The following is an 18,301-nucleotide window of genomic DNA, read 5'->3' on the forward strand; positions in this document are numbered from 1 at the left end:
GCGGCTCGACCAGGGCCCACTCATCATCCGTCAGATCACCACGCGCCATACCTCCGGCCTACCAGGCCACAGGACATGGCGCGGCCGAAATCCACCAACTCGTGATCGCAACTACGAACACGCTCTAACAGAGGTGCGCGCCTATCTCACGGCGGAGGACTTCGCTGACCCGGTCCACCAGCAGCTCTTCCGGGCGCTGGCCGCCCTGGACCACCGCGGCGACGCAATCGACCCGGTCACCGTCGTCTGGGAGGCCCAGCAGCGTGGTGTCTTCGTCCGCACTACGGCCACACCCGACTACGTCCTCGCTATCTGTGAGCGGTCCGGCGCGGACCCCGCCTACTGGGCAACCTGCGTCATACGCCACGCGCTACTATCCGCTGCCACCGACACGGCCAGCCATATTGGGCGGCTCGCCGCTGACACCACGCTCACACCCCATCAGCTGATCACCACGTCCCGCCGCACTCTCGCCGACCTCACCGCCGTCCGGCTTCGAACGCTCCGCGCCCGAGGCGAGGTTGCGCCCCGACAGTCGACGGAATCGCGACGCAGACCCCCGCCAGTCACAAGCAGTCACACGACCTCGACGCCATCAGTGCAGACACCCGCATGCCCAAGCCCCCCATCGAAAGCCACTCCGCTTCTCGATTTGTCTACCGCTCCATCCGTGTCAGCACCGTCACAGATTTCTTCGCGGGCCCCATCACCACGGCAACCCGCGTCAACCTCCCCATCCACCCCGATCGCCCGCTCGTCGAGCAGGCGTTGATCAACCCCTCCCTCCAGCCCAAAGAAGCGGCGAACGGCGGGCACGGCACACACCCGCGCACCAGCGACTCAGCCCGTCCGGCGAGTCGAGTGTCAGGCTCTCCTGCGGATGGATCCGTGGCTGGCCTTACCCATGGCCCGTCGTGCCACCCTTGGCTAACACGGATTCCACAGCGCGCTCGGCTCATACCGCAACTGGTAGGAACGAACCCCAGCTCCGTTCATGCGGTAGATGGTGATCGCGCTCAGGAACTGTGACTTGATCTCCGAGGTGCGCTGCCGCTCTTTTTCCTCAACTCCGCTGATCCACTGCTCGATGTGCTCCGGCAACTTAAAGGTAAGCCGGTAGGCATCCTCATCAGCACCCCATGGAGACAGAGTCCACTCAGCAGCCTCACCATGCCCAGTCCGCCGGAGCCGAACCGAGTGGTCCGGACTGGAATCGGCGTACTTCAAGAACTGCTGTTTGTCATCGGCGGCCAGTGGCAGGATGAACGGAGCAGCGGGGAATCCCAACAGCAGCTCGGCCTCACTGTGCTCCTCAAGCACAGCAACGAAGTCCGCGAGGAGCTGACTGGCCACGCCCTCGAACTGCGTCGCGCTGGTACCCACTTCAGGCAAGAGGCCGGCGGGGCCCATACCCAGAGCTTTTCTCAGCTCGTTCCGCATCCAGGACACGGGGAAGGACCTCAGGTGGTACGTATTCTGGGCGTCGAACAGCGCACGCGCCGTTGCGTAGAGCGCGTTGCGGAGCCAGTCGAAGGACTCACCCGACAGGTCTACGAGCGATATCTGGTGAGCCAGGGCATACTTCTGGGCGTCGGTGGTGAAGCCGTTGGCTGAGAACAGGGCGTACGAATATTGGTAGCGCTGGCGAGGACGGGTACTCGGCAGGGTCATGAAGTTCTCGTTGACGTCGTGAAGCACTCCGTGGGCATTGCGCACTACCTCCAGACGACACGGCGTGCGGTAGAACTTGGCCTCCAGGAACAGTCGGACCGGCAGCGAAAAGGCTGGCGTGAAGGCGAACTCTCCCAGCACATCTACCTGATGCAGAGCACCACGCCCACGGACCCGGAGCGTGTTCCCTTCTGAAACGAGCTCTACCGGGTCCTGTTTGGCGTCGACCAACAGCCGGTAGCCGCTGTGCCGAAGCAACCAAGCCAACGACTCTTCCAACAGATAGCCCCTCAACGTGGCACGCGTGGCCATGTCGCCCTCCTCTAGTCAGCCTGCCGAGCAACGGGAAATCAGTCTGCGATCATCTCATTCAACTGCTCCTGAGCCGCGTCAACTTGTCCATTGATGCCACCCTTTACCAGACCACTGGCACTAGACCGTGCAATCCAAGCTGGACGCGTTCGCAAGTTCAGTTCTGGGGGTCGATGGGGTACGGGATTGCCAACTCGTGCTCTTCCAGGCTGCGCAGCACCACCGTGTCATCCAGCACCTCCGGGCGTATGGGTGCGGGCAGGCAATCGAAGAGCCGTAGCACGGTAGACGGCAAGGCAACGCTGCCATATTCGGACGTCTTGGAGTCTCCGCGAAGAAGATCCGTGAGCGACCAGATATGTCAGGAAAGCTGCGTCCCCGAATCACTCATGGCGTTCCCCTCCGGCCACCCGGCCCTCTCCCACGCTCAAGGTCGATCTTCACACAGTCAACGGACCTTACGCTCAGAGGGCATCACCGTGACGGCCCGTTCCTGCCTACAGCTCCCCCGGCAACCGGTGGCGCATGGGCGCCGCTCTGGCATCGCCGCGTCAGCCATCGTTGCGACACAAGGCATAACGTCACCGTTTACGGCGATACGATCGCTGGCCCCGCAACCCACCGCTTCATCCGTACATGCATCGACTCGGCACCGCCACGGCTGAAAATCACTCTGGTCCGCCTGGCCGAATCCTTTCGCCGTGCCCTCCGCCCCGGTCCATCCCCGCCAGGTCTGGGCTGCAGGGCCTCTGCCGTAGCAAGCTCAGGCTGCCCTTGGCGTCAGTATCACCCTTTAAGATTCATCCGAGGGTTGAGCCGGGTTTCCTGACACGCTGACAGGAATGCGGCAGGCACACATGCGCACAAGCAGACACAGGCGGGGGGCCGCATGCTGGAAGGCCGGTGGACGACGGTCACCGAGTCCGAGTACGAGCACGAGCGCCGCGGTCTTGAGGCGATCCGCAGGCGCCTGCCGGACGAGGAGCCGTGGCGCGCCTGGGCGAACTTCCAGTTCACCGCGAACAGCGGGCACGTCCGTGAGGTCGATCTTCTGGTCGTGGCGCCGGCCGGAGTGTTCCTGGTCGAGCTCAAGGATTGGCACGGCTCGGTCCACGGCGGCGGCAACGACTGGGTGCAGACCACGCCGGGTGGGACCAGCCGTCGGCACGGCAACCCGCTGCACCTGTCGAACCGGAAGGCCAAGGAGCTGTCGGGTCTGGTCAACGGTGTCTCCGGTCGGCCTGCGGGCCGAACGAAGATCTGGGTGGGTGAAGCGGTCTGCTTCACCGACGACAAGCTTCGGGTGAACCTTCCGGCCGCCGATATGAACGGCGTGTTCACGGTCAAACAGCTCGTGGAGATGCTGGCCGTTCCGCCGGGAGACGCCCGGTACCAGACCACAGCGGCGACGTCCCGCCTTGTCGATGCGGCTCTGAAGAAGCTCCGTATCGCGCCGATCCGCCGTCAGTACGAGGTGGGCTCCTACCTCCTGGAGGCGAAGGCGTTTGACTCCGGGCTCACCTGGGCCGACTATCTGGGCCGCCATTCCCAGCTGCACGATCTGGCACGGGTACGGGTCTTCCTCAGCGAACGTGGCGCCTCCGACGACGAGCGGCGCTCGGTGGAGCGAGCCGCCGCCCGCGAAGCATCGGTGCTCAGCCGGTTTCGTCATCCAGGCGCAGTGCAGCTGAAGAACTACCTGCCGTCGGGGCACCCCGCCGGCCCCGCGATCCTCTTCGACTACCACCCGGAGACGCTGCGCCTGGACGACTACCTGGTCCAGCACGGGGACGGTCTGGACCTGAAGGCTCGCCTCGCTCTGGTGCGGCAGCTTGCCGAGACGGTGCGCTCCGCGCACTCCCGGCGGGTCCACCACCGCACGCTCTCGGCACACGCGGTGCATGTGATTCCGCGTGACCGCGGCCCGCGCGGGCGGGAGCTCAGCGAAGAGCAGCGCTGGCTGCGCCCGTGGCCGCAGATCGCGGACTGGCAGATCGCCACCGGGGAAAGCGCCAGCCGCGGTCGGCCGCTGACCTTGGCTCCGACCAAGGTGTCGGGGTTCCATGTCGCGGAGCAGGCCGATCCGTATCTGGCTCCGGAGCTGAAGATCCCGAAGGCCGATCCGGTACGCCTCGATGTATACGGGCTCGGCGTGCTCACGTATCTGCTGGTCACCGGGCAGGCGCCGGGCGCGAGCCAGAGCGAGGTCATGGCACGCCTGGAGGCCGGCGAGAGTCTGCGTCCGAGCGCGCTGGTCGACGGTCTCCATCCGGATGTCGACGATCTGGTGGAAGCGTCCACTGCGTACGAACCCGGTCGGCGTCTGTCCACGGTCGACGATTTCCTGGAAATGCTGGAGTACGTCGAGCAGGCGTTCGTCGAGGAGGTCCCGGGCGGCAGGGATACGGCTGCAGGTGCAGGCGGGGACGGCGGTTCGGCCACAGCCGGGGGCGAGGAACGGTCCGAGCCGGAGAAAGATCCGCTGGAGGCGGTGGCCGGGGATGTGCTGGCCGGGCGCTGGGAGGTCGTGCGCCGGCTCGGTACAGGCTCGACCGCGCGGGCATTCCTGGTGCGGGACCTGGAGGGCGAGCCGCGGCGTAGCGGCGCCCTGCCGGTGGCGGTGCTGAAGGTCGCGCTGAGCGAGGCCAAGCACGCAGTCCTGGATCGGGAGGCAGAGGTCCTGGGCCGTATCCACCGGGATTCCAGCATCATCTCGCTGTACGAGCCCGGGCCTCTCACGCTGGCCAAGCGCCGGGTCCTGGTCCTGGAGTACGTGGGCGACAGTCGGGAGCTGAAGGACCAGGACGGCGGGACGGTCAAGGGGCCGCGCCGCCGTGAGGACACCGTCGCCCGCCAGCTGCGGGACAACGGCCGTCTCGGCATGGACCAGCTGGAGGCGTACGGGAAGTACCTGTTCGGCGCGGTGGAGCACCTCGAGGCGGAGGGGATCTGGCACCGGGACCTGAAGCCGGACAACATCGCGATCCGGATCCGCCCCAACGGCACCCGGCAGCTAGTGCTGATCGACTTCTCGCTCGCCGGATATCCGGCGAAGGAGATCGAGGCAGGCACCGAGGGCTATCTCGACCCCTTCGTAGGGATCATCACGCGCGGCTCGTACGACGGACACGCCGAACGATATGCGCTGGCCGTGACACTGCACGAGATGGCGTCGAACGAGCTGCCCCGCTGGGGTGACGGCTCGGTCACGGCCCGGCAAACGGATGCGAAGGAGTGGCCCTACCCGCAGCTTGTGGCCGACGCCTTCGAGCCGGCCGTCCGGGACGGCCTGGTGGCGTTCTTCCGTAAGGCCCTGGCCCGGGACGTGAAGGACCGCTTCCCGGATCTGAAGCCGATGGAGCGCGCCTGGCAGAAGATCTTCCTGGACGCACAGCAGACGACGGCGCCGAGCACTGGTCATGGTGAAAAGTCGGCGCGCGGAGCGAAGAGCGGCACGGACGTGGTTGCCGGGTCAGCGGCGGAGCCGCGGATCGGGCGGGAGGACGACGACGTCTCCGCTGAGCAGGTCCGCGACCAGCAGGCCGAGCGCGCCGACCGCAAGACGCCGCTGTCGGTGGCCGGTCTGACGGTGGCGGCACAGTCGCAGCTGTTCGCGATGGGGCTGAACACCGTCGGGGACGTCCTGGAGTACTCGGCGAAGAAGTTCCTCACTGCGCCGGGCATGGGCTCGCGTACCCGGGAGGAGATCCAGCGCCGGCAGAAGGAGTGGAACGCGCGCCTGGGCAAGGCGGCTCCCGCGCCGCTCAGCGCGGAGGCCCGCAAGGCGGCGGGCCAGGAGCTCTCCGACCTGGAGCGGGCGGTCGCGGAGTCGATCGCCGCAGCCGACGAAGACGTCACCGACCCGCAGGTGCTGGGTGGCCTGAGCCTGGACGCGCTCGCCGCCCGCTTGGTGCCGAAGCCGTCCAGCGGCAGCGCCCGCTCCAATGCCAAGGAGCGCGAGGCGGTCCGGCTGCTGCTGCGGCTGCCCGACGAGGCGGGCACGCTGCCCGTGGGCCTGGCGTGGGTCCGGCAGCGGGACGTCGCCGACGCGGTGGGGCTCACTACGGGCCGAATCCCGCAGATCGTGAAGAAGGCGCGCGAGCGCTGGTACAACGACCCCGCCCTCGCGCTGCTGCGCGAGCAGGTGGTGGAGCTCCTCGCCGAGCGCGGCCGGGTAGCCCCGGTGATCGAGCTCGCCGACGCACTCATCGCCCGGCGCGGCACCCAGCACGTGGAGCGACGCGACCGGCGCGCGCTCGCCTTGTCGCTGCTGCGTGCCGTGGTGGAACGTGAGAGTTACGACAACGAGTCCCCGCCCCTCTTCCGCTACTTCCACGCCCGGATACCCAAGGGCGCCGATCCGGTACTCGGCCTGCTCGCCCTGGATGTCCGGGAGGACTTGGACGGCCCGGACACCCCGGCGCTGCCGGCCCTGCAGGAATACGCGCTGAACCTGGGCGTGCGGGCCGACCGGCTCGCGGCACTCGAGTCCCTGCCGACGGCGAGCACGGTCCTCACCGACCTGGACGCGGTGCGACGTCCGCCGGGCAGCCTGGGCTGGGACGAGCGACGCACCGCCGAGATCGCGGTCGCCGCGTCCACCCGGGCTGCTCTCACCCCGCGCCTGGAGATCTACCCGCGTGACCTGGACCTGGTGCGTGCGCTGCGGATCACCCAGGCCGGCGTGGTCGCCGTGCAGCCGGGCGTCGAGGAGGAACGGCAGCCGGGCCTGACGGTGGACGCCCTACACAAGCGGGTCACCACCCGCTTCCCCGACCTCGGCACCGATCCACTGGCTCCGCGCGAGCTGCCCACGGGCAGCGCCCTGGTCCGCGACCTGAAGCAGGCCGGCTTCGAGCTGAAGCTGGCGACCCGCTACGACAAGGTGCTCCGGCTCATCCCGGACCGCCCGTACGGAGACACCACCGCCGGGCTCACCTCGGCGAGTTGGGGTGCCTCGGCAGCGCGCCGCTCTGCTCCCACCCAGTACGACGCAGACACGGCCGTCGCCGCCGCCGTCAAAGCTGAGCAGCGGCTCGCGCACTCGGCACGGCAGGACGGATTCCGGGTCCTGACCGTGCCCCAGCGGCGCGCCGAGGACGCAGTGCGGCGGCTGGCCGACGAGCCGTACGGGGCTCGGCCGGTGTCGCTGACCGGACTGTTCGTGGACGAACTGCGCGGCGTAGTCAGCGAGGCGGCCCGCCCGACCTGGGAGACCGTCCTCAAGGCGGACGCCGCCGAACCAGGCAGCCGGGCCCACCAGCAACTGCGGATCCGCACCGACAAGGCGTGGGGGCGGATCGAGCCGCGATTGCGGGAGCGGCTGGCGGAGGGACATGGCCCGCTGCTCCTCACCGACACCGCAGTCCTGGCCCGGTACGACGCGCTCGACCTGCTCGGGCGGCTCGCGGAGGAAGCGCGACAGGGCGGCAGCCCACTGTGGCTGCTCGTCGCCCAATCCGATCCAGCGCGGGCCCCGCGGCTGGCCGGACAGAGTGTTCCGTACCAGGCAGGGTTCGACGAGTGGATCGCCGTGCCCGACGCCTGGGTCGCACGCAAACACCTCGAGCCGAACGCCTAACCCGCCTCCCCCCTTCTGCTGATCTTCTCCGTCCTCTCCCATTCCCGACTGGAGCCGTTCGTGATCGACCGTCAGAACCTCCTCGCCGACCTGCAGAAGCAGGTCAAGGCGGCAGAGACCGACCTTGAGCAGCAGGTCAAAGCCGTCTCGGAGGTCGGAACGCGGCTGCGCGGCGAGTACGACCAGGCCCGGAAGCTAGGCCGTACAGCGGCGACATGGAATGCCTGGCTCGGCGAGCGGATCACCCAGGTCGCGGTGGCTTGGGTACTCGGCACGGTCTTCGTGCGGTTCAGCGAAGACAACCGGCTGATCGCCGAGCCGTACATCACCTCTCCCGACGTGGCGGGGCGGGAGACCGCGCAGGCTCGGTACGAGGAGTACCTGGAGAAGGACGCCGACCCGACGTACCGAGGCTGGCTGGAGACGGCCTTTGCTGAACTCGGTGCCGGGCAGGCCGGCCGACTGCTCTTCGACCGCGACCACAACCCGCTCTACCAGATCCCGCTCTCGCACGACGGAGCGGGCGCGCTGCTCGCGTTCTGGCGGGAGCAGCGGGCCGGCGAAGGCAGTGGAGACGAAGGTGAAGGCGGTACGGTCCTCGTGCACGACTTCAGCGACCCGCTGAGCGAGGACGGCACCGAGGGCTGGGACACCCGGTTCCTGGGCGACCTGTACCAGGACCTGAGCGAGGCGGCTCGTAAGACGTACGCGCTGCTGCAGACGCCGGAGTTCGTGGAGGAGTTCATCCTCGACCGGACGATGACCCCGGCGGTGCGGGAGTTCGGCTTCGAAGAGCTGAAGATGATCGACCCGACCTGCGGGTCCGGCCACTTCGTGCTCGGCGCGTTCCGGCGCCTGGTGCGAATGTGGGCCGAGCAGCGGCCCGAGGTGGGCGCGTACGAGCGGGTGCGAGCAGCGCTGGAGTCTGTGCATGGGGTGGACCTCAACCCGTTCGCGGTTGCGGTGGCCCGCTTCCGGCTGCTGGTCGCGGCGATGGCCATGAGCGGCATGCGAACGTTCGAGGAGGCACGGCGGTACGAGTGGCCCATCCAGCTCGCGGTGGGCGACTCGCTCATCAAGGACCGGCAGTTGGAGCTGCAACTGGGGTTCGCGCTTGATGGGGATGGCGGCGGACCGGCTGGTGACCCGCTGGCCGAGTTTTCCTACGCGACGGAGGACGTGCACGAGTATCCCGGGATTCTGGAGCAGGGGCGTTACCACGTGGTGGTGGGTAACCCGCCGTACATCACGGTCAAGGACAAGAAGCTCAACCAGCTGTACCGGGGGCTCTACGACGCCTGCGCGGGGACGTACGCGCTGTCTGTCCCCTTCGCCCAGAGGTTCTTCGAACTGGCAAAGCAGGGCAGGACCGATGGGAACGGCTATGGCATGGTCGGCCAAATCACAGCGAACTCCTTCATGAAGCGAGAGTTCGGCACGAAGCTCATCGAGGAGCACTTCGCACACAAGGTCGAACTCACCGAAGTCATCGACACGTCGGGGGCGTACATTCCGGGACACGGGACGCCGACGGTGATCCTCGTGGGACGGCCAAGGGGCGGATCGAAGCGGCAAGCGACGATTCGGACAGTGCGAAGTGTGCAAGGGGAACCCTCCGCGCCGGAAAAGGCCGAGGAGGGGTTGGTCTGGACGGCAATTGTCGAGCAGATCGACCACCCCGGTACCACAAGTCAGTGGGTGTCGGCAGGTGACCTGGCACGCGACCGATACTTCAATCAGCAGCCATGGATTCTTACAGACGGCGGCCTCGAAATGAACGAGGCCATTAGCCAGGCTGGCACAGCAACTCTGTCGCAAGTCTGTCAGAGCATTGGATTCAACTGCGTAACACGCGAAGACGACGCCTACATGCTGGGCACGGAAGCGGCATGCAGGCTTCGGGTACCCGACACGCATATTCGAATCTTTCACGGTGGCGGCTCGATCCGCGACTGGCAAAAGACCGAAGGGGTCGGCACAGTCTTCCCGTACCTGGAGGAGAGCCGCAAAGCCGGAATCCCGGAAACCGTCGAGCGCCTCCTATGGCCCAGCCGCACCCCCTTGCGGCATCGCCGTGCCCTATCAGGTACGCAGGAGGAGCAGGGTCTCGAATGGTTCGAATATTCCAGCTTCAACCCTAAGCGCTACTGGTCAAAGTTCCTGATCGCATTCCCATTTGTTGCGACACACGGCAGTTTCACCCTGCGACGTGATCAAGATGGTTTTATCCGCACCGCCCCAGTAATCATGCTGCGAGAGGGCGCGACGGAAGAGGAGTACGTGCGGCTGCTGGGGCTGCTCAATAGCTCCACGGCCGGGTTCTGGCTCAAGATGGTGAGCCAGGCGAAGGGTGGTAGTGGCCTGGGGCGTGGGATTCAAAGTGAAGCCTGGGAGGAGCGCTACGAGTTCACGGGAACCAATCTGGAAGATTTCCCCCTCCCTGCCGAATACCCCGCTGCCCTCGCCACCGAGCTTGACGCCCTCGCCCAGCAGCTCTCCGCGACAACCCCCGCCGCCCTCGCCACCGAGGCCGTCCCGACCGCCACCGCTCTCCGCGAAGCTCAAGCCCACTACAACTCCACCCGGGCCCGCATGATCGCCCTCCAGGAGGAGCTGGACTGGCAGGTGTACTCCCTCTACGACCTGCACTTCGAGGAACTGCGTATGCCCGACGTCTCCGCCGTGCCCGAACTGGCCCTCGGCGAGCGGGCTTTCGAGATCGTGCTCGCACGACGGGCCGCGGCCGGTGAGGCCAGTGGCGAGTGGTTTAAGCGGCACGGGTCCGAGCCGATCACGGAGATCCCCGCGCACTGGCCCGCCGACTATCAGGCGCTCGTGCAGAGGCGGATCGAGGTCATCGAGTCGAACCGTGGCATCGGCATGGTGGAGCGCCCGGAGTACAAGCGGCGCTGGGCCACCGAGGGCTGGGACGCGATGCGGCAGAAGGCGCTGAAGTCCTGGCTCCTCGACCGCACCGAGGACCGTACCCACTGGTTCGACGTCAGCGGCAACCCCACCCTCACCACCCTCGCCCGCCTTGCCGAAAACCTGTCGGCCGACGAGGACTTCGCATCCGTTGCCGAGCTGTACGCACCACGGCAGGATTTCGTGAAGACCGTGCGGGAGCTGCTGTCCGAGGAGCACGTGCCGTTCGTGTCCGCACTGCGATACAAGCCGACCGGTCTGAAAAAGCGTGCCGACTGGGAGCAGGTGTGGGAGTTGCAGCGGGAGGAGGACGCTGCGGCCGACGAGCCGGCCAAGCGGCAGGTCCGTGAGCGGACGCCCATGCCGCCGAAGTACACCTCGGCGGACTTCCTGAAGCCGAGCTACTGGCGTGCACGCGGCAAGCTGGATGTACCCAAGGAGCGTTTCGTGTCGTACGGCGCGGTCAACGCGCAGTCACCGGAGCTGTACGGGTGGGCCGGCTGGGATCACCTGGAGCAGGCCCTCGCGCTCGCCTCGTACATCCAGCAGGCTGGGCTCGATATTGGCGAGCTCGTGCCCTACCTGGCCGGGTTGCTTGAGCTGCAGCCGTGGCTGGAGCAGTGGTACGGCGAGTACGACCCGGAGTTCGGGGCGTCGCCGGCCGCCGAGATCCTGGCGTTCCGGCAGCAGAAGCAGGGCGAGCTCGGGTTGACGGACGATGCGCTGCGGGCCTGGCGTCCGTCCGCGGCCACGCGCGGACGCGGCGCGAAGAAGGCCGCTGTGCCGAAGCAGCGCACGAGCACGAAAGCCGCCGTCCAGACGTCCTTCACCGACGCCGACACGAACACCGTCACCAATGCCGTCAGCGGCACAGAGTCCGCCTGAACAGGCGAGGAGTTAAAACACCATGGCCTTCATGAGCAGGAACACCCCTCGCCCCGAGGACCGCCCGCTGCTGCGGGAGTTGATCGACATCCCGGAGTCGGTGTCCACCTCCGACTTCGTGTTGAAGCTGAACGAGGCGGTCACCCCCGAGGGGGCCGAGGCGGCGCTGAAGGACTACGTCGTCACCGACCGGCTGCTCGGCAACTTCGACGAGGCCCTCGACTTGATCAAGTCGGCGCTGGACAGCCGCTCGTCGAAGGCTGCCTACCTGCACGGCTCGTTCGGTTCCGGTAAGTCGCACTTCATGGCGGTGCTTTACGCGCTGCTGTCGCGGAACCAGGCCGCCCGGGCGCGCGGCGACCTCGACCCGGTGCGGGCCCGGCACTCCTGGCTGGACACGGACGACCGCAAGTTCCTGCTGGTGCCGTACCACATGCTGGGCTCCAAATCCCTGGAGCAGCGCGTGCTCGGCAAGTACGTAGAGCACGTACGCAAGTTGCACCCCGGATGCCCGCTGCCGCAGGTCTACCGGACCGACGGACTCTTCGAGGACTTCGCCGAGCAGCGCCGCCGCAACGGCGACGACCGGGTAATCGAGCAGCTCGCCGACGCCGGCGACGGCCAGGAAGACGAGTGGGGCGACTCCTTCGCCTGGACCACCGAGCTGCTCGACCAGGCAGTGAACGCGCCGGAGGAGCACGAGAACACCAAGGACCTCGACCTGGAGAACCCCTCCACACCGCGGGAACTGCGGGCGCGTCTCGTCCAGGACCTCACCCAGACCCTGTTCCCCTCCTTCTCGCGCAGCGCCTCCGAAGATGCCGACGGATTCGTCTCGCTGGACAAGGGGCTCGGCATCATATCCGCGCACGCCAAGTCCCTCGGCTACGACGGTCTCGTTCTCTTCATGGACGAGCTGATCTTGTGGCTGGCCTCCCGCATCCACGATCAGAAGTTCGTCTCACGCGAAGCCGACAAGATCACGAACTTCGTGGAGGGCGGCGACGAGCGGCGCGCCATCCCAGTGGTGTCGTTCATTGCCCGCCAGCGCGACTTGCGCGAGCTGGTCGGCGAGGAAATGTCGGGGGCCGCTGAGGCCGCCGTCCAGGACAGTCTGAAGCTCAGCGGCGGACGCTTCGACAAGATCGTTCTGGAGGACCGCAACCTCCCGCAGATCGCGCAGGCCCGCCTGCTCACGCCCACCAGCCCCGAGGCCGAGGCGAAGGTGGACGTGGCGTTCGCCGAGGCCAAGAGGCTCGGCCCGGACGTGTGGGACACCCTGCTCGGCCACGACAAGTCCACCACCGGCGCGGACGAGGACGCCTTCCGGCGGACGTACCCGTTCGCGCCGGCGTTCATGGACACCCTGGTGCACATCTCCGCCGCGCTGCAGCGCTCCCGCACCGGCCTGAAGCTGATGAGCCAGCTGCTCATCGACCACCGCGACGACTGGCGGCTCGGGCAGCTCGTACCGCTGGGCGATCTGTACCCGGCGATCGCGGGCGGCGGTGACAAGGCGTTCAGTGGCGAGACCAGTGTTCACTTCGAAGCCGCCGACAAGCTGTACCGGGACAAGCTTCGCCCGTACCTGCTGAAGACCAACCAAGTCACCGAGGACCAGCTCGAGGCGTACCGGCGCCGTCCCGATACCCTCGGTGATCCGCAGCTCGCCGCCCGTTGCCGCGACTTCACCGGCGACAGTCGGCTGCTTCAGACCCTGCTGCTCTCCGCACTCGCGCCCAGCGTGCCCGCGCTCGCCGACCTCACCCTGGCGCGGCTGCACGCCCTCAACCACGGCTCCATCACCACCCGCATCGCGGGCACCGAGGTCGGTCGGCTCGAGCAGAAGGCCAAGGAGTGGGCGGCGACCTTCCCTGAAATCAAGGTCACCGGTACCGGGCCGGGTGCCGTGGTGCGTCTGGAGCTCACCGGCGTGGACCTGGACGCCGTTCTCGCGAACGCCCAGGTCCACAACAACCAGGGCAACCGGCGTGCCAAGATGCGCGGCCTGCTCAAGGAGGCGCTCGGCGTCAGCGACGGGCCCGGTGGCTTCGACGCATACGACGTGCTCAACTTGGTGTGGAGGGGGACCGAACGGCAGGTTGAGGTGGTCTTCGGTAATGTCGCCGAGGTCGACTCGCTGCCCGAGGCGACCCTGCGGCCCAGCCAGGACGACGCTTGGCGGCTCGTTGTCGACTTCCCATACGACGAGGGCGAGTTCGGGCCGATGGACGACCTGCAGAGGCTGCGTGCCCTGCGGGAGAAGCCGGGCGGCGACTCGCGCACCCTGGCCTGGCTGCCCACCCACCTGACCGATGCCTCCCGGGGCGACTTCGAGCGCCTCGTCGTTATCGACAAGGCCCTCGCCGATGAGGTCCGCTTCGACTCCGACTTCGCGCGCAGCCTCAACGCCGACGACAAGGCACGCGCCAAGGGCATGCTTCAGTCGCAGCTGGCCATCCTTACCGAGCGCGTCACCCAGGCGCTGCGGCAGGCGTACGGGCTCGCGCAGAAGCAGGAAGGGGTCGTCGACCTCAGCTTCGATACCCATCTGGTCGCCCAGCAGGATGTCCCCGAGCTGCGGCTTCCGCTCGGCGCATCCCTGGATGCCGCCGCGCGTGACCTGGCCGGCAAGCTGCTCGCCCATCAGTACCCTGCCCACCCTGACCTGGACCCCGACGGCACGGGCAAACCTGTGAAGCCTGCAGATATCAGGGCCGTCTTCGAGTACGTGCGCAAGGCCGCCGAGGACCGCGACGGACAGGCCGAGGTCGACTCCAAGGACCGCAAGACCATGGCGCGGATCGCGGGCGGCCTCGGGCTCGGCGCCATGCGGGAGGCGTACTACCGGCAGTCCACGGCCTGGCCCGACCACTTCAACGCCCAGGCACGCCGGAACAGCACCGCCGAGCCGACCCTGGTCAAGCTCTCCGACTGGAGCGATCTTCCCGATCCGCGCGGACTGCCTGAGCCCCTGCGCCGGCTGCTCGCCGCTGCGTACGCGGAGATGACCGACCGGGTGTGGGTGCGCGGTCGCATGCCGGTCGAACCCGCGCCGGCACCACACGAGCTGAAGCCGGACTACGCCCTGCGCGAGCAGCAACTGCCCGACGAGAGCGACTGGGCGGAGGCGCGCAAGCGCTTCGAGACCGTGCTCGGCGACCGGGCGCCGCAGCTGCGGCGCGGGCGGATCGTCAACCAGTTCGCCGGGCAGATCAAGCGGGCCGCCGCCGCGCTCGCCCAGGACGCCGGACGGCTCGTCGGGGAGCTGGAGAAGCATCGCGACTTCCTCCAGCTGAATGACGGTTCACCCCGGCTCGTCCTCGCTCGGCGGGCGCAGGAGCTGGTCAAGGAGGTGACGGAAGCGGGGATCGAGGCGAAGACCGTCGTGGAGCGGCTCGCCCGCTTCGACCTCGGCGATTTCACCGCCCACCGGTGCGGCATGTCGTTGAAGAGCGCCGGGAAGGTCGCCGGCGCGCTGCAGAGCACCAGCTGGGACCAGCTGGGCCTGGCCGACACCCTCGGCGTGGACGGCGCGGCCGTCCTGGAGCGGGTGCGGGATGCCGCTGCCGGCGACCCGGGTGACTACCCCGACCTTCCGGGCGTGTTGAACACCAGCGGCCGGGAGGTGCTGTCTTTGCTGAGGTCTCGCCAGACCCCGGGCGAGCGCCCCCAGCCGTCGCCCATTCCGCCGTCGAGCTCCGACAGCGTGGACTTGAACGGCGGTTCCGCCCACCCGTTGGTGCTGCCGGAGTCGACGCAGCGGCCGGGCCCGCGCACATCGTCGCGGACCGCGGCCCGCTCCGGCGGCGGGCGGACCACCGCCGCACGGGCCGCCGCCGAACTGCAGGCGGAGATCGCGGCGCTGGCGGCCGAGCAGCCCAACGCCACCGTCGAGGTCATCTGGAAGGTCGTCGACTGATGTCCGACACCGTCACCACAGCTTCCGCGACTGCCGGCCCCGCCCGGCTGTCCGCGGGAACCGTCCGCCAGTACCTCGCAGCCCGCAGCCGGCTCGGCGACGGCGCGGTTCGCGTACTGCTGCTGCGGGCCGCTCCCATCTGGGACGGGCCCGCCGTGCAGCGGACAGCGGGCGGGCTGCAGGCGCGGGTGGCCGTCGCGCCGTCGGTGCTGGCCGTGCACGAGCAGATCCTGGGCCATCTCGATGCGGCGGCTCCTCCCGACCCCAAGGTCCTGGTCGTCCTCACCGACCGCGAGGACACCGACCTCGACCCTGGGCTGCTCGCCCGCGTCTACGGCGGAAGGATACGGTCCGTCGACAACTGGGAGGTCGTACAGGAGGCATTCGACGCGCGCGGCCTCGACGGGCGGCTGCGCAGCGAGACCTGGGCGGCCGAAGCGCTCCTCGACGCAGCGGCAACCCGCGGCTGGCCCTCGCTCGGCAAGGGACTGCTCTCCCGCGACGAGGCCCTCACGCGGCTGGCCAGGCGACGGCTGAGGCTCGACCGCCACAACACGGACGCGTTGGGCGGGCCGGCCGCACACGACGACGGAGACCGCATCGACCCCGTCGCACTGTTTCGGTGGACCCTCGCCTCCGGCGGCCCCGACCTCCTGCGTGACCTGCGCGGACCGGAACGGGCCGGCCTGGCCCGCTTCCTCGCCGAACCCGAGCACGGAGGCTCCACCGGCAGGATCGTCACCGCCCTGGTAGACGCCGAGCACGGGGCGGACGCGGCCGCATACGCGGTCGTCTGCGCGGCCCTGTGGGGGCACGCAGAGGCCGACCACGACCTGTACCGGGCACGCGGTCGCGCCGAGCGGTGGCTCGGCGACCAGCCGCCCGCCCAAGGCGACGAACTCGACAGACTCCTGACTTCCTTCGGGCGCAACGGCGAGGCGTACGTCCGCAGCCTCGTCGACCGGGGCGAGCACCGGCTCGCCGACCCGGTCCTGAGCCGGGCCGCACAGCTCGTCGCCCAGTTCGGGGCGCAGACCGCCGCCGCTGCCAGCCCGCTGCTCGCGGCCGGACTCGACGCCCGCTTCACCGCCGCGGGACGCGCCCTCGCCGACGGCGGTACCGAGACGGTCACGGCCACCGTCACCGCGCTGGCCGAGCACGCCCTGGCCTCCGACGGCGCCACCCGCGCCCGTATCGAACGGGTACGGATGGCAGCGCGGCTGCGGCGGTGGCTCGCGTCCCAGCCTGACTCCGACATTGCCTCGGTGGCCGACGGTACGGCCCGCCAGATCCGCGAACTCGGCTGGGTAGACAGGGCATTGGAACACCTGGACGCGGGTGGCGACGCGGACAACGCCCTCGCCGACGCCTACAGCCAGATCGGCGCGCAGGTGCAGGCCAAGCGCCGCGAGCTGGACCGCGCATTCTCCGAGCGGCTCGCAGTGTGGACCGCGGACGGCACCGTCCCCGGCGCCATGCTCACCGTGGAAAGCTTCCTGGACCGAGTCGTCGCGCCCGTCGTGGCCTGCCCCGGCCGACGCGTCCTGCTCCTCCTCGTCGATGGGATGAGCGCGGCGATCGCAGCCGAACTGGGCGAGGAACTGCACGGACACTGGTCCGAGTTCGATCCGCTGCAGGACGCGGCCGGAGCACCGGTCCGGCGTGCCGTGGCCGCTGCGCTGCCCACCCTGACCGCCGTTTCCCGCACTTCGCTGTTCGCAGGCACCCTGATGAAGGGCGACCAGAGCGACGAGAAGCGGCTCTTCCCCCTGCACCCCTGCTGGAGCGGGGCCCCGGCGGCCGTCTTTCACAAGGACGACCTGCGCAGCCCCGACACCGGTTCACCCTTCTCCACCGCTCTCACCGAGGCGCTCGCCGATGGGCACACCCATGTCGCGGTCGTCCTTAACACTGTGGACGACCGGCTCGCCAAGGAGCAGAAGCTCGGCGACGGCACCTGGGAGGCCAAGGAGATCGGCGGCCTGGAGCCGCTGCTGCGGGCCGCCCGCGCCAACGACATGACCGTGCTCCTCACCTCCGACCACGGCCACGTGATCGAGCGACGCAGCAGCAAACTCGATGTGACCGGCGCCACCATCGGCTCGGCCCGTCACCGCAACCCCGGCGGTCCCATCACACCGACCGAGATCGAGCTGGCCGGGCCGCGGGTGGTCTGGCCAGAACCCGGATCACAGATCGTCGCGCTGCGGGACCATGACACCCGGTACACCGCGCTGAAGGCCGGCTACCACGGCGGAGCGACCCTCGCCGAATTCACCATCCCGCTGCTCGCCCTGCTGCCGTTCGGCGCTGAGCCGCCCACGGGGTGGCGGGAGTTGGGCGACCCGGCACCCTCCTGGTGGGCGGAGGACGCTGAAGACAGTGCCGAAGCAGAGAGCGGGGCCATCGGAGCCGACGCCGGTGCCGTGCCCGACGGCTCCGTAGCGCGCCCGCGTCGGAAGCAGGCCACGAAGGCCGCCGCGCCCGTAACCGAGGGATCCATCAGTCTCTTCGGCGAGGACGAGGTCGCGCTGGCCGCGCCGCAGGAACCTGCCTCCCCTGCGGTGGAGCCTGTGACCGTACCCACCTCCGCCTCAGCAGAGGACCCGGCCGCCGCTCTGGTGGAACGCCTCATGGCCACCGAGCTGTACCAGGCACAGCTGGACCTGCTCGCCCGTAAGCCACGCGACAAGGCGGTCCTCCCGAAGGCCCTGGCCGCGCTCGTCGAAGCGGGCACCCTGCCGATGACGGCCCTCGCAGAACGTGCAGGCCAACCCGCTACCCGGGCCCCCGGCTTCGCCGCGACCCTGGCCCAGCTACTCAACTACGACGGCGCCCAGATCCTGGAGATCCTCCCCGACAACCGCACCCTGCGCCTGCACCGGGCCCAGCTGATCGAGCAGTTCGGGCTGTGAACCGGAGTTCTGCGACCGCGACGGGCGGAGCGGTTTGCCAGACCGCCCCGCCCGCGTGCCGGCGACCCGGTGCCCGCATGGGTCTCCGGC

7 protein-coding genes are annotated in these 18,301 nt (G+C 68.7%); 5 read left to right on the top strand and 2 right to left on the bottom strand.

All coding sequences use genetic code 11. The features are described from left to right. The first annotated feature begins 34 nt into the window (after window positions 1-34). On the top strand, window positions 35-772 hold the full coding sequence (locus K6I34_RS38780; RefSeq protein ID WP_374230767.1) for a DnaB-like helicase N-terminal domain-containing protein: 738 nt from the start codon (window positions 35-37) through the stop codon (window positions 770-772). 155 nt (window positions 773-927) lie between these two features. Here K6I34_RS38780 and K6I34_RS01475 read toward each other — a convergent pair whose 3' ends face one another. Both K6I34_RS01475 and K6I34_RS38785 read right to left on the bottom strand, forming a co-directional pair. After that, the gene (locus K6I34_RS01475; protein ID WP_229322134.1) at window positions 928-1,983 is read right to left on the bottom strand and encodes a restriction endonuclease; all 1,056 of its coding nucleotides are present in this window, start codon (window positions 1,981-1,983) and stop codon (window positions 928-930) included. Between the two features lie 157 nt (window positions 1,984-2,140). Next, window positions 2,141-2,341 (bottom strand): hypothetical protein, encoded by a 201-nt coding sequence (locus K6I34_RS38785; protein ID WP_374230768.1) that lies wholly within the window; start codon window positions 2,339-2,341, stop codon window positions 2,141-2,143. A 531-nt stretch (window positions 2,342-2,872) separates the two neighbouring features. Between K6I34_RS38785 and pglW the strand changes: the two genes are divergently transcribed. The 4 genes from pglW to pglZ are packed head-to-tail and all read left to right on the top strand — an operon-like array spanning window position 2,873 to window position 18,211. Beyond that, window positions 2,873-7,564 (top strand): BREX system serine/threonine kinase PglW, encoded by a 4,692-nt coding sequence (gene pglW / locus K6I34_RS01480; RefSeq protein ID WP_229322135.1) that lies wholly within the window; start codon window positions 2,873-2,875, stop codon window positions 7,562-7,564. Between the two features lie 60 nt (window positions 7,565-7,624). Beyond that, window positions 7,625-11,374, top strand: a complete 3,750-nt coding sequence (pglX, locus tag K6I34_RS01485; protein WP_229322136.1) for a BREX-2 system adenine-specific DNA-methyltransferase PglX — start codon at window positions 7,625-7,627, stop codon at window positions 11,372-11,374. A 22-nt stretch (window positions 11,375-11,396) separates the two neighbouring features. Beyond that, on the top strand, window positions 11,397-15,296 hold the full coding sequence (locus tag K6I34_RS01490) for a phage resistance protein (protein ID WP_229322137.1): 3,900 nt from the start codon (window positions 11,397-11,399) through the stop codon (window positions 15,294-15,296). Beyond that, entirely contained in the window at window positions 15,296-18,211 is a 2,916-nt protein-coding gene (gene pglZ / locus K6I34_RS01495; RefSeq protein ID WP_229322138.1) for a BREX-2 system phosphatase PglZ, read from the top strand. The genes K6I34_RS01490 and pglZ overlap by 1 nt, the downstream gene beginning before the upstream one ends. Window positions 18,212-18,301 lie beyond the last annotated feature (90 nt).

The organism is Streptomyces sp. UNOC14_S4, from assembly GCF_020740835.1.
GTDB lineage: Bacteria > Actinomycetota > Actinomycetes > Streptomycetales > Streptomycetaceae > Streptomyces.

Excerpts from the sequence above, each read along its gene's own strand:
- pglW (WP_229322135.1), top strand. The coding sequence starts at position 2,873 with ATGCTGGAAGGCCGGTGGACGACGGTCACCGAGTCCGAGTACGAGCAC.
- K6I34_RS01490 (WP_229322137.1), top strand. The coding sequence starts at position 11,397 with ATGGCCTTCATGAGCAGGAACACCCCTCGCCCCGAGGACCGCCCGCTG.
- K6I34_RS01475 (WP_229322134.1), bottom strand. The coding sequence starts at position 1,983 with ATGGCCACGCGTGCCACGTTGAGGGGCTATCTGTTGGAAGAGTCGTTG.
- pglZ (WP_229322138.1), top strand. The coding sequence starts at position 15,296 with ATGTCCGACACCGTCACCACAGCTTCCGCGACTGCCGGCCCCGCCCGG.